Source organism: Sandarakinorhabdus sp. (genome assembly GCF_032115815.1).
Taxonomy (GTDB): domain Bacteria; phylum Pseudomonadota; class Alphaproteobacteria; order Sphingomonadales; family Sphingomonadaceae; genus Sandarakinorhabdus.
In genome coordinates this window covers 1-11248 of sequence record NZ_JAUMBI010000142.1, presented here as the reverse complement: position 1 = coordinate 11248, position 11248 = coordinate 1, and the positions used below count along the sequence as shown (strand labels likewise).

The window sequence follows — 11248 nt, the reverse complement described above, 5'->3', positions numbered from 1 at the left end:
TTATCGGGCTTGCTTTAGTGCTTCAAATGAGGTGATGCGAGAAGCAGCCGAAACAGTTGCCGCGAATCTTCGATCTCGAACTAATCTGGATCGACTCCTTATTGACACTCGAAAGCAGTCGGTTCGTTTCGCGCCAACTCGCGGTCGTCGGCGCCGCCTGGCCTAGATGAGGGCGCTGAGCTGTCAGTCCAATGTGTTCGCAAACCGACAGAGGCTGTTGAAGAACTGGCTGATCCGCGACGCGGAGAAGCAAGGGCTCTGCGGGATCCAGTTCCTCGCGCAGTGTCAGGCGGTCGTTACCCAGGCTTGCGGCGAGGGCATGCTCGCTGTTTTCACGCCGGTGCTGTGCTTCGAGCCAGCAACCGAAGTTTTTGAACGGTAGCGGCGAGGAGGAATTCCTCATTCGCACCAGACAGACCCCGCAACTTCAGTCTTCGAAGTCCGATCGCCGATCGAGTTCGCTTAGCCGTAACCTGTCCCCCTTTATAGCCACAATCAGATAACTTCCGTCCCTCCACGATTCAGCCACCCGCCAGCGCGGACGGAGTCACCGGTCGCCAGTAGGCTTTGAGGCAAATAGCGGTTGTTTTCGAGGCAGACCTGAGTTGTCCCGACACGGCCAACGATTATGGTGCACCCGGCAGGATTCGAACCTGCGGCCTACGGTTTAGGAAACCGTCGCTCTATCCTGCTGAGCTACGGGTGCGCATGGAGTCCAAGGCCATGATGCGCTTCGGCGTTCAAGCGAAAACTTTAGCGGAAATTGCGTTTCAGGCGTCCGAACGCGCGCGCGGGCGAAAGGGCAGTGGCAAGAGCTGGATGCCATCTTCGCGCAGGGCCTTCACCTCATCGGGCGTGGCTTCCCCATGGATGCTGCGGGTTTCGCCGGCATCATGGATGGCGCGGGCTTCGGCGGCAAAGCGGTCGCCGACATAATCACTGCTGGCTTCAAAGGCGCGTTGCAGCATCAGCAATCGGGCCATCGGATCATCATTGGCGATGGATAAACTGCCACCCTTCTGGTTGGATTTGGCGGGCACGGCCGGCGCCATCACCGCCTTGGCCACCTGCGCGCTGCTGCAGACCGGACATTCAAGCAGGCCGCGCTGCTGCTGATCATCATAATCGCTGCTGGAACCGAACCAGGCTTCAAAGCGGTGGGCCCCGTCGCAGACCAGGTCATAGACGATCATGGGCCGACCACCCGAAACGGCCGTGCATGCTCCAGCGCCGGCACCTTGCCGCGCGCGGCGGCAACGGCGGCCATGTCGATGCTGGCAATGCCGATCCCCGGCGCTTCGCCCATGTCGAGCACGACCTCGCCCCACGGCGAGATCACGAGGCTGTGGCCATAGGTGGCGCGGCCGTCCTGATGCTCGCCGGTCTGCGCCGCGGCGATCACCCAGCAGCCGGTTTCGATGGCGCGGGCGCGCAGCAGAACGTGCCAATGGGCTTGGCCCGTGGGCCGGGTGAAAGCGGCAGGTACAGCGATCATCTGCGCGCCGGCCTGGGCCAGAGCCCGGTGCAGTGCCGGAAAACGCACATCGTAACAGATGGTCAGACCTAGCGCGCCCCACGGCGTGGCGGCCACTACGGCTTCTTCGCCGGCCTCATAGGCTGCAGACTCGCGCCAGCTTTCGGTTCCCAGCGCGACGTCGAACAGGTGGATCTTGGCATAGCGCGCGGTGATTTCCCCATCAGGGCCAATCAGGAACCCGCGGTTGACGAACTTTTCTGCTGTTCCCCGCAGGGCGAGGCTGCCGAGATGCACCCAGACCTTGTGCCGGGCAGCCGCTGCGCGCACGGCGGCGAGCACGGCATCATCGGCTTCATGGCAAATATGGCCGGCGGCGCGGGCCCGGTCGCGATCAAGCAGGCCGCTCATTTCGGGCGTGAAGATGATCTGCGCGCCCCTGGCTGCGGCTTCGCCGATCTGCGTGGCCAGCCGTTCGGCCTCGATCGCCGGATCGATGCCGGTGTTGGTCTGGATCAGGCCGATGGCAAGCATCATGCCGTGAGCAGCGGATCCAGTCCGCCGGCACGATCAAGCGCCTGCAGATCATCGCAGCCGCCGATGTGACGGCCATCGATGAAGATCTGCGGCACCGTCTGGCGGCCGCCGGAGCGTTCCAGCATTTCGGCCCGGCGTGGCCCGCCGGTGGAAATGTCGATCTCTTCAAAGGCGGCGCCCTTGCCCTTCAACAACGCTTTGGCCCTGGTGCAAAAAGGGCAAAGAAACTTGGTGTAGACTTCGATCTTGGCCATCGCATCCCATCCCGTTCGCAGCGGTTTGTCACACGCGCGTCATGTTCCCCTGCCCCTCGCGCAGGGCATGGGCATAGGTCAAGACCTCCACTTGTCGCGCCCCTGCCTTGACGAGCTTTGCCGTACAGGCGGAAACGGTGGCACCGGTGGTCATCACATCATCCACCAGCACCACGCTACGCCCCCTGATCTGGTCCGGCCGCACCACGCGGAAGGCACCGGCGACATTCTTCTGGCGGGCGCGGCGGCCCAGGCCTTTTGTGGTGGGTGTCGGCTTGATGCGCTCGATCGCATCCACTGCAAGCGGTCGCCCGGATTGGCGGGCGAGTTGGCGGGCGATTGCGGCGGCCTGGTTGAAACCGCGCTGCCACAGCCGCCAGCGGTGGGAGGGCACCGGCACGATCACCGCGTCTTCAGGCAGATCATCGGCCACGCGCAGCATGGCGCGGGCCATCATGCGGGCCAAATGCAGGCGACGGCCATGCTTCAGGGTCAGCACCAACTGTCGTGCCGGGCCGCCATAGGCAAAGGGCGCCCGGGCGCGGGCGAAGGGCGGTGGATCGGCCAGACAGGCGCCGCACAGGGCGGCTGCATCGCCGTCGTGCGGCAGCGGCAGGCCGCAACAGGCGCATTGTGGCGGGCCCAGCGACTGCAGTTCACCAAAACAGGCCGCGCAGAAGCGATCATCGCCATCGACGATCTCGCCGCAGCCGGGGCAGCGTGGCGGTAACACCACGTCAACGACGGCACGTAACGGGGTTGTCACCAAGGCAAGCACGGCTACCATCGCGATAGTTTGCGCCTCGGCGTGCGCCGCGTAAAGGGAGCGGGATGAGTGATCTCCTGCCCTTTGATGCTGTTCTGCGCCGCCGTCGCCATGCCGCAGCAGTGCCGGGTTTCGGCCGCGTATCCTTCCTGCATGATCTGATGACCGATGAACTACGAGAGCGCGTTGCGATGGTGGCGCGGCCGTTTGTGGATGTGCTCGATCTCGGCGGGCCGCGCGCGATCTGGCCGGCCGCAACTCGGGTGGCGCTGACCGCCAATGAGCCTGGCGTGACGGTGGCGGACGAGGATCACCTGCCCTTTGCCGATGCCAGCTTCGATCTGGTTGTTTCGGCCGGGGCACTAACCACGGTGAATGATCTACCCGCCGCGCTGGCTGGCATATCCCGCGTGCTGCGCCCCGACGGCCTGTTCGTTGCGGCGTTTATTGGGGGCATGAGCCTGGTGGAACTGCGCGCCTGCCTGCTGGAGGCCGAAGCGGCGATCACCGGCGGCGCTGGCAGCCACACCGCGCCGATGGTGGAGGCCAGTGCAGCAGCCGGTCTGCTGGCGCGCGCAGGCTTTGCCATGCCGGTGGCCGATGTCGAGCGCATTACCTTGCGTTATCCCAGCCTGTTCGGCTTGATCGAGGATCTCACTGCCATGGGTGCGCGTTCGGTGCTGCGCCAGCGCCGGCCAATGCGCCGCGATGTGCTGATGGCGGCGGCGGAGCGGTTTGCCGCGCTGGCTGACGACGATGGCAAGACCGGCGTGACCATCGAGATATTGCATGTCGCCGGCTGGGCGCCCGGCCCCGGCCAGCCCAGCCCCAAGGCCCCGGGCAGCGCCACCACCAGTCTGGCCGCGGCGCTCAAGAGCCGGGTATGACTTGCTCCAGCGCGCCAAATCGCCCTACGCTTCATTGATGGATGCCGCCGCCACCTATCTCGTCGTGATCGACGACAGCCCGGAAAGCCGGGTGGCGATGCGCTTTGCCGTGCTGCGCGCGGCGCATGTGGGTGCTGATGTGCGGCTGATGAGTGTGGTACGCCCGACGGAGTTCATGCATTTCGGTGCCGTACAATCGATGATGGCCGCCGAAGCGCGCGACGAAGCGGAGGCGCTGCTGGCGCAATTGGCCGGCGAGGCCGAGGCGATGGAAGGCGTGCGGCCGGGCGTGCTGGTGCTGGAAGGCGAGCCATCGGCGCTCATCCTCGCGCATGTGAAGGACAATCCCGGCATTCGCGCGCTGGTGCTCGGCACCGCCAGCCGTGGCACACCGGGGCCGCTGGTGAGCTTCTTTGCTGGTGAACGCGCGGGCAGCCTGCCCTGCATTCTGATGCTGGTGCCGGGCAGCCTCGATCCGGACCGGCTGGCAACGATTGCCTGAATCACGACGATAATTGTCTGAATTGGCTTGAAGCGACTGGCGCGCTGGGCCATATCGACGAGACGTGAAGGAAAGGCCCCGCCCATGTTCATCGAAACCGAACAGACCCCGAACCCGATGACGCTGATGTTCCGCCCCGGCCAGAAGGTGACCGGTGCCGACGGCGTTGACATTCCCACCCCGGAAGCCGCCGAGGCTTCGCCGCTGGCCGCCGCCCTGTTCGCGCTGGGTGATGTGGACCGGGTGTTCTTTGGCCATGATTTCGTTTCGGTCACGCGCAACCCGGCCGGTGCCGACTGGCCGGCGCTGAAGCCGCAGATTTTGGGCGTGCTGGTCGATCATTTCACCAGCGGCGCTCCGCTGTTTACCGGTGCCGTGCAGGAAGCCGCCACCGATGACGATCCCGCCGATGCCGATATCGTGATGCAGATCAGAGAGTTGATCGAAACCCGGGTACGCCCGCAGGTGGCCGAGGACGGCGGCGACATCGTCTATCGCGGGTTCCGCCAGGGCACGGTGTTTCTGGAGATGCAGGGCGCCTGCTCAGGCTGCCCGTCGAGCACGATGACACTCAAAATGGGCATTGAATCGTTGCTGAAATACTATGTGCCCGAAGTCCTTGACGTGCGGGCGGTTTGATCATGACCGGATCGCCGCTGGATGGTGTCGCGCTGGCGCAGCTTTTTACCGACGCGCGCACCCATTACGGGTGGGACGCGACGCCCGTCACCGAGGCCGATCTGCGTCAGCTCTATGATCTGGTGAAGATGGGACCGACCTCGGCCAACGGCTCGCCGGCACGATTCCTGTTCTGCCATTCGGCCGAAGCCCGTGAAAAGCTGGCGGCCTGCACCAGCGTCAACAACCAGCCCAAGGTGAAGGCCGCCCCGGTCACGGTGATCATCGGCTTTGATCCGAAGTTCTATGACAAGCTGCCCGAGCTGTTCCCGCATGTCGATGCGCGGCCGTGGTTCAACTGGAGCGCCGACTTTGCGCGCGAAACCGCCTTTCGCAACAGCAGCTTGCAGGGCGCTTATCTGATCATGGCCGCGCGGGCGCTGGGCTGGGACACCGGGCCGATGTCGGGGTTCGACAAGACTGCGGTGGATGTCGCCTTCTGGGGCGATACCGGCGTCGAGACCAATTTCATCTGCTCGCTGGGCAAGGGTAATGGCGAGGGCCTGTTCCCGCGCCTGCCACGCTTGTCGTTTGAGGATGCCGCGCAAATCCTGTAGCGGCGCCCGGGTGACCTTCCTTGCCCTTTCCACTTCCTCGCCGGCGCTTTCGATTGCGCTGGTTGATGGCCCACGCGTTCTGGCGCGTCATCATGAACTGATCGGGCGCGGCCATGCCGAAGCGCTGGTGCCGGCAATCGCGGCCCTGCTGGCCGGGCGGCAGGCTGATGCGATCATCGTCGATATCGGGCCGGGCAGTTATACCGGCATCCGCATCGGCATCGCGGCGGCCCGAGCGCTGGGGGTGGCGTGGGGCGTGCCGGTGCACGGCGTCTCCGCGCTGTCGCTGGTGGCCGCGCAGGCCTTTGCCGCGGATCCGGCCTTGGACAGCGTGTTTGCGCTGATCGATGCCGGACGCGGCCATGCGGCAGGTGCGCTGATCGGGCCAGACCTGGTGGCACCGCTGCCGGCGGTGATTACCGCGCTGCCGGCGGGTGCCGCCGTGGCAGGCGCGGGTGCCGTCCTGCTGCCGGGCGCTGCCGCGCTGCATCCTGATCATCCCGATGCGGCTTTTGCCGGCAATCTGCCGCCAGCGGCGCTTGGCACGCCGCAGGCGCTTTACGCCGGCGGTTGAGCTGATTATCCCGTCGCCTGTGGACACTGCCGCTGCCCCGGAAGCCAGCTCGAACCCTGGCCTCGTTATCGTTCCGGCCGACGAACGGCATCTCGACGGCCTGATGGCTGTGATGCATGCGGCCTTTGATCCGCGTTATGGTGAAGCCTGGTCGGCGGCACAGCTGGCGGCAACGCTGACATTGCCGGGCTGCTGGGGGCGGCTGGCGCTGGTGGGAGCGCAGGCTGTCGGATTCAGCCTCTGCCGCGCGGCTGGGCCGGAAGTGGAATTGTTGTTGATCGCGGTGACACCGGCCTTGCACCGTCAGGGCATCGCCGGCCGCTTGCTACTGCGTAGCCAAGAAGACGCCATGGCGCGCGGCGCCAGCGAATTGTTCCTGGAAGTCCGCGAGGATAATGAAGCGGCCAAGTATATGTATAATCGGGCGGGATTTGTGCAGGTTGGGCGCCGCGCTGACTACTACACGGCCAAGGACGGTAGCCGTCGCGCGGCGATTACAATGCGATATAGTCTCGAACAGTTGGTAGGATAGGCATTTCGGGTTGCAAAATCCTTTCCCGAAGTTCAATAGGACGATGGCGGTTTAAGATATCGCCAATGTTCACGGGTCAAGGATATAAAAATGACAGAAAATTCACAGTCTCATACCGAATTGCTGGCTTTGACGGCTGATATCGTTGCATCGCACTTTGCCAACAACACGGTTGCGCCGGCCGAAGTGCCGGGCGTCATTGAAAGCGTCTACGCCACGCTCGCACGTCTGGGCACGCCCGTCGAAGTGCCGGTGCCGAAACAGGAGCCGGCTGTTGCTGTGCGCTCGTCGATCAAGCCGGACTATATTGTCTGCCTGGAAGACGGGAAGAAGCTGAAGATGCTGAAGCGTCACCTGATGACGCGTTATGGCATGACGCCCGACGATTATCGCACCAAGTGGGGCCTGCCGGGCGATTATCCGATGGTCGCGCCCAATTATGCCGAACAGCGTCGCACGCTGGCCAAGTCGATTGGCCTCGGCACCAAGCGCACCTCCAAGCCGCGCGGTCGCCCGCGGAAGAATCCGGCCTGATTTCTCGGCATGGCTGATTGCCGGGCCTGGGAGGGCCGCGCCCGGCAATCAGCCCGCCAATCACGCTGCTTGCTCCCGCTTGCCTTGGCCCCTAATTACAGGGCAGGGCAGCGATTTGGTTCAGCGGGAGAATGGCAGTGACCACGCCCATCGACATCGAGGCGCTGTGCCTGAAAAAGGGCCTGCGCATCACCGAGCAGCGCCGGGTGATTGCCCGCGTGCTGAGCGGCGTGAGCGATCACCCTGATGTGGAATCGCTGCACCGGCGCGTGGCCGAAGTGGACCCGCGCATTTCGATTGCCACTGTCTATCGCACGGTGAAATTGTTCGAAGAAGCCGGCATATTGGAACGCCATGAATTCCAGGGCGGTCGTTCCCGTTATGAAACCGTGGCCGATGGCCATCATGATCATCTGATCGATATCGACACCGGCGACGTGATCGAATTCCATGATCCCGAGCTCGAGGATCTGCAGCGCCGCATTGCCGAAAAGCTGGGCTATCGCCTCGTCGATCACCGCATGGAGCTTTATGGCCAGGCCCTCAAGAAGCCAGCCTGAACCTTTGATGCAACGTCGCCCGCCGTCGGCCCGGCGCCTGGGGAAGACCCGCACTGCGCTTGGTGCCGTTGCTACCGCTGCTGCCACGGTGCCGGCCGAGATGTTGCTGCGTGCGATCACCCTGCGCAACCGGCCCTATCTGCCGATCTGGTTTCACCGCGGCCTGTCGCGTTCGCTGGGACTCAGCATCACCACCCACGGCCATCCGCCCCGGCGCGGCAAGGTGCTGTATATTGCCAACCATCTGAGCTGGACTGATATTCCAGTGCTGGGCGCGCGAATCCACGCCAGTTTCGTCGCCAAATCCGAAGTGGCCGGCTGGGGCCCGGTGGGCTGGCTCGCCAGCTTTGCCCACACGGTCTATGTCGCCCGCGATCGCCGCTCCACCGCCGCCGCCCAGAAGAACGAGATTGCCGATCGGCTGAATGCCGGTGGTTCGATCATCCTGTTCCCGGAAGGCACCAACAGCGACGGCACCGGTGTGTTGCCGTTCAAGTCTGCGCTGTTTTCGGTGGTGAGCGATGTGCCCGGCCTGATCATCCAGCCGATCACTCTGGCCTATACAAGGATCAACGGCCTGCCGGTGACCCGCCGGCACTTGCCTGATCTGGCCTGGGTGGGGGATACCGAACTCGCGCCGCACGCCATCACCTTCATGGGGCTGGGCCAGGTGACGGCAGAGATCGTGTTCCACGATCCCATCGATCCGGCTGATTATCCCGATCGCAAGGCCCTGGCACGGCATTGCCACACGCTGATCGCTGCCGGTTATCGCCGGCTGATGCGGGGTGGGTGATAATCACGCGGGATGAGGCGTGACCGGGCCGGGCAAAATGGCTATGGATGGGCGGTAACCCCGTCGGAGCCCGCAGCACACGTGACGTCACCCGCCAGCCCCAAGACCTATCATGTCAAGTCCTTCGGCTGCCAGATGAACGTCTATGACAGTGAACGCATGGGCGATCTGCTCAGCGCCGACGGGCTGACCGCCGTTGATTCACCGGACGCTGCCGATGTGGTGGTGCTCAACACCTGCCACATCCGCGAACGCGCAGCCGAGAAACTCTATTCCGATATCGGCCGCCTGCGCCAACCCCGTGCCGATGGCAGCCGCCCCACCATCGTCGCCGCCGGTTGTGTGGCCCAGGCCGAAGGGGCCGAAATCGGCCGGCGCGCGCCTGATGTTGACGTGATCGTGGGCCCGCTCGCCTATCACCGCCTGCCCGAACTGCTGAAGCAATCCGAAACCGGCCGCGCCGTCGATATCGACATGCCGGCGGTGCCGAAGTTCGACTCCCTGCCGCAGCGCCGCATCGCGCAGGCCAGCGCCTTCCTCACCGTGCAGGAAGGCTGTGACAAATTCTGCACCTTCTGCGTGGTGCCCTACACGCGCGGGCCGGAAACCAGCCGGCCGGCGGCGGATCTGATCGCCGAAGCCCAGGCGCTGGTGGCGCGCGGCGTGCGGGAAGTCACCCTGCTCGGCCAGAATGTGAACGCTTACGTTGATAGCCTTGGGGCAGGCCTCAGCCTGTCCGGCCTGATCCGCGCGCTTGCCGAAATCGATGGGCTGGAACGCATCCGTTATACCACCAGCCACCCGCGCGACATGCATGAAGATCTGATCGCGGCGCACGTGGAAGTGCCGAAACTGATGCCTTATCTGCACCTGCCCGTGCAGTCCGGCTCCAGCCGCATCCTCAAGGCCATGAACCGCGCTCACACCCGGGAATCCTATCTGGCGACGCTGGCCACCCTGCGTGCCGCCCGTCCGGATATTGCGCTGTCGGGTGATTTCATCGTTGGCTTCCCCGGCGAGACCGAGGCCGATTTCGAAGACACGCTGAGCATCGTGCGCGAAGTACAATATGCTGCCGCCTATTGCTTCAAATACAGCATCCGCCCCGGCACGCCGGCGGCCACCATGCCCGATCAGCTATCCGAAGCAGTGAAGGACGAGCGCCTCGCCCGTCTGCTGGCTGCCGTGTCCGAAGGTAGCCTGGCCTTCAACCGCAGCACCGTCGGCCGCCGCTGCAAGGTTCTTCTGGAACGGCCGGGCCGCAAGCCGGGCCAGCTGATCGGCAAGACGCCGTGGCTGCAATCGGCCGTGGTTTCCATCCCCGGTGCCGCCATCGGTGATCTGGTCGAGGTGGACATTGTCGATGCGCACCCCAACAGTGTTGAAGCCGTTCCCGTCGTCCCCTCCAAACAGGAAAGTGCTGCTGCCTGATGTCGAAGAAAGCCCCGCGTGGCCCGCTCGCCGCCACTGACCGTGTCCGGCTGGAGATCGAATTCGACAAGGTGCAATTGCTGGGGCCGCTGTTCGGCCAATATGATCAGAATCTGATCGCGCTCGAAGGCCAGTTGGGTGTCTATATCAGCGCCCGTGGCAACCGCGTGGTGGTGGAAGGCCAGGCTGATGCCGCCGCGCGCGCCCGCGATGTGCTGACCACCCTGTACAGCCGGCTGGTGAAGGGCGAGCAGATTGATACCGGTGATGTGCTGGGCGCAGTTGCCATCGCGTCTGATCCGTCGCTGGATGGGCTGATTCACGCCGATAGCGGCGCTGCGCCCACCACGGCGGCCATCCGCACCCGCCGCAAGACCATCGTGGCGCGTTCGCCCACCCAGGTCCGCTATATCGAGGCGCTGGGTTCGTCGGACGTGATCTTCGCCCTCGGCCCGGCCGGCACCGGCAAGACCTATCTGGCTGTTGCGCAGGCCGTGAGCCAGCTGATCGCCGGCAGCGTGGACCGGTTGATCCTGTCGCGCCCCGCCGTGGAAGCCGGCGAGCGTCTGGGTTTCCTGCCCGGCGACATGAAGGAAAAGGTCGATCCCTATCTGCGCCCGCTCTACGACGCGCTGTACGACATGCTGCCGGCCGAACAGGTGGAACGCCGGCTGGCCTCGGGCGAGATCGAGATTGCGCCGCTGGCTTTCATGCGCGGGCGCACGCTGGCCAACGCCTTCATCATTTTGGATGAAGCGCAGAACACCACGCCGCTGCAGATGAAGATGTTTCTCACCCGATTTGGCGAACGCAGTCGCATGGTGATCTGCGGCGATCCCAACCAGGTCGATTTGCCGGTGGCGGGCTCGTCCGGGTTGGCCGATGCCGTGCGCCGGCTGGACGGCGTGGAAGGCATCAGCACCCTGCGCTTCTCGGTCAAGGAAGTGGTGCGCCACCCGATCGTTGGCCGCATTGTCGAGGCCTATGAAGGCCCGGCCAAGGACGGCTGATGCTGGTTGTTGAAACCGATGTGGTGGCGGGTGACTGGCCGGCGGCGGATTGGCCGGCCTTGACGTGCGCCGCCGTGGCGGCGGCCCTGGCCGAAACCCCCTATGCCGAACTGGCCGATGCGCCGATGGCGGTGGAAGTGGCGGTGCGCCTTTCCG

The 11248-nt window shown here is 64.6% G+C and carries 16 protein-coding genes and 1 tRNA gene; 12 read left to right on the top strand and 5 right to left on the bottom strand.

All coding sequences use genetic code 11. The features are described 5' to 3' along the window. The first annotated feature begins 217 nt into the window (after positions 1–217). Positions 218–382 (top strand): hypothetical protein, encoded by a 165-nt coding sequence (locus RT662_RS08400; protein ID WP_313670259.1) that lies wholly within the window; start codon positions 218–220, stop codon positions 380–382. A gap of 247 nt (positions 383–629) precedes the next feature. On the opposite strand, the gene RT662_RS08395 is transcribed toward RT662_RS08400, so the two are convergent. The 5 genes from RT662_RS08395 to RT662_RS08375 all read right to left on the bottom strand — a co-directional run bounded on the left by RT662_RS08395 (position 630) and on the right by RT662_RS08375 (position 2998). Next, positions 630–706: transfer RNA gene (locus RT662_RS08395), tRNA-Arg, on the bottom strand. A gap of 64 nt (positions 707–770) precedes the next feature. Further along, entirely contained in the window at positions 771–1193 is a 423-nt protein-coding gene (locus tag RT662_RS08390; RefSeq protein WP_313670258.1) for a DUF1178 family protein, read from the bottom strand. Continuing rightward, positions 1190–2008 (bottom strand): carbon-nitrogen hydrolase family protein, encoded by an 819-nt coding sequence (locus RT662_RS08385; RefSeq protein ID WP_409530150.1) that lies wholly within the window; start codon positions 2006–2008, stop codon positions 1190–1192. The genes RT662_RS08390 and RT662_RS08385 overlap by 4 nt, the downstream gene beginning before the upstream one ends. After that, on the bottom strand, positions 2008–2265 hold the full coding sequence (grxC, locus tag RT662_RS08380) for a glutaredoxin 3 (protein ID WP_313670256.1): 258 nt from the start codon (positions 2263–2265) through the stop codon (positions 2008–2010). Before grxC ends, RT662_RS08385 begins: the two co-directional genes overlap by 1 nt. Before the next feature lie 28 nt (positions 2266–2293). Next, the gene (locus RT662_RS08375; RefSeq protein ID WP_313670255.1) at positions 2294–2998 is read right to left on the bottom strand and encodes a ComF family protein; all 705 of its coding nucleotides are present in this window, start codon (positions 2996–2998) and stop codon (positions 2294–2296) included. A 98-nt stretch (positions 2999–3096) separates the two neighbouring features. On the opposite strand from RT662_RS08375, the gene RT662_RS08370 reads away from it, so the two are divergent. The 11 genes from RT662_RS08370 to RT662_RS08320 all read left to right on the top strand — a co-directional run bounded on the left by RT662_RS08370 (position 3097) and on the right by RT662_RS08320 (position 11092). Further along, a complete protein-coding gene (locus RT662_RS08370; protein WP_313670254.1) occupies positions 3097–3918 on the top strand; it encodes a class I SAM-dependent methyltransferase in 822 nt (273 codons plus the stop codon). 37 nt (positions 3919–3955) lie between these two features. Continuing rightward, positions 3956–4420 carry a universal stress protein gene (locus tag RT662_RS08365; protein WP_313670253.1) on the top strand — a complete coding sequence of 155 codons (465 nt, stop codon included), beginning with the start codon at positions 3956–3958 and terminating at the stop codon, positions 4418–4420. Between the two features lie 84 nt (positions 4421–4504). Further along, a complete protein-coding gene (locus tag RT662_RS08360) occupies positions 4505–5059 on the top strand; it encodes a NifU family protein (RefSeq protein WP_022679637.1) in 555 nt (184 codons plus the stop codon). Between the two features lie 2 nt (positions 5060–5061). Then, on the top strand, positions 5062–5655 hold the full coding sequence (locus RT662_RS08355) for a malonic semialdehyde reductase (RefSeq protein ID WP_313670252.1): 594 nt from the start codon (positions 5062–5064) through the stop codon (positions 5653–5655). 10 nt (positions 5656–5665) lie between these two features. Then, positions 5666–6229: a tRNA (adenosine(37)-N6)-threonylcarbamoyltransferase complex dimerization subunit type 1 TsaB gene (gene tsaB / locus RT662_RS08350; RefSeq protein ID WP_313670251.1), complete on the top strand. Its 564-nt coding sequence runs from the start codon at positions 5666–5668 to the stop codon at positions 6227–6229. Continuing rightward, the gene (locus RT662_RS08345) at positions 6159–6761 is read left to right on the top strand and encodes a GNAT family N-acetyltransferase (protein ID WP_313670250.1); all 603 of its coding nucleotides are present in this window, start codon (positions 6159–6161) and stop codon (positions 6759–6761) included. The genes tsaB and RT662_RS08345 overlap by 71 nt, the downstream gene beginning before the upstream one ends. Before the next feature lie 90 nt (positions 6762–6851). Further along, entirely contained in the window at positions 6852–7295 is a 444-nt protein-coding gene (locus RT662_RS08340; protein WP_313670249.1) for a MucR family transcriptional regulator, read from the top strand. A 131-nt stretch (positions 7296–7426) separates the two neighbouring features. Then, positions 7427–7855: a Fur family transcriptional regulator gene (locus RT662_RS08335; protein ID WP_409530149.1), complete on the top strand. Its 429-nt coding sequence runs from the start codon at positions 7427–7429 to the stop codon at positions 7853–7855. Positions 7856–7862: 7 nt separating this feature from the next. Further along, a complete protein-coding gene (locus RT662_RS08330) occupies positions 7863–8651 on the top strand; it encodes a lysophospholipid acyltransferase family protein (RefSeq protein ID WP_313670247.1) in 789 nt (262 codons plus the stop codon). A gap of 81 nt (positions 8652–8732) precedes the next feature. After that, positions 8733–10082: a tRNA (N6-isopentenyl adenosine(37)-C2)-methylthiotransferase MiaB gene (gene miaB, locus RT662_RS08325; RefSeq protein ID WP_313670246.1), complete on the top strand. Its 1350-nt coding sequence runs from the start codon at positions 8733–8735 to the stop codon at positions 10080–10082. Further along, positions 10082–11092: a PhoH family protein gene (locus RT662_RS08320; protein ID WP_313670245.1), complete on the top strand. Its 1011-nt coding sequence runs from the start codon at positions 10082–10084 to the stop codon at positions 11090–11092. The genes miaB and RT662_RS08320 overlap by 1 nt, the downstream gene beginning before the upstream one ends. Positions 11093–11248 lie beyond the last annotated feature (156 nt).

Bases quoted from the DNA above. Each gene is read 5' to 3' on its own strand.
- RT662_RS08345 (WP_313670250.1), top strand. From the start codon at position 6,159: ATGCGGCTTTTGCCGGCAATCTGCCGCCAGCGGCGCTTGGCACGCCGC.
- RT662_RS08340 (WP_313670249.1), top strand. From the start codon at position 6,852: ATGACAGAAAATTCACAGTCTCATACCGAATTGCTGGCTTTGACGGCT.
- RT662_RS08320 (WP_313670245.1), top strand. From the start codon at position 10,082: ATGTCGAAGAAAGCCCCGCGTGGCCCGCTCGCCGCCACTGACCGTGTC.
- RT662_RS08335 (WP_409530149.1), top strand. From the start codon at position 7,427: ATGGCAGTGACCACGCCCATCGACATCGAGGCGCTGTGCCTGAAAAAG.
- RT662_RS08385 (WP_409530150.1), bottom strand. From the start codon at position 2,008: ATGCTTGCCATCGGCCTGATCCAGACCAACACCGGCATCGATCCGGCG.
- RT662_RS08390 (WP_313670258.1), bottom strand. From the start codon at position 1,193: ATGATCGTCTATGACCTGGTCTGCGACGGGGCCCACCGCTTTGAAGCC.
- RT662_RS08355 (WP_313670252.1), top strand. From the start codon at position 5,062: ATGACCGGATCGCCGCTGGATGGTGTCGCGCTGGCGCAGCTTTTTACC.
- grxC (WP_313670256.1), bottom strand. From the start codon at position 2,265: ATGGCCAAGATCGAAGTCTACACCAAGTTTCTTTGCCCTTTTTGCACC.
- RT662_RS08365 (WP_313670253.1), top strand. From the start codon at position 3,956: ATGGATGCCGCCGCCACCTATCTCGTCGTGATCGACGACAGCCCGGAA.
- RT662_RS08360 (WP_022679637.1), top strand. From the start codon at position 4,505: ATGTTCATCGAAACCGAACAGACCCCGAACCCGATGACGCTGATGTTC.
- RT662_RS08330 (WP_313670247.1), top strand. From the start codon at position 7,863: ATGCAACGTCGCCCGCCGTCGGCCCGGCGCCTGGGGAAGACCCGCACT.
- RT662_RS08370 (WP_313670254.1), top strand. From the start codon at position 3,097: ATGAGTGATCTCCTGCCCTTTGATGCTGTTCTGCGCCGCCGTCGCCAT.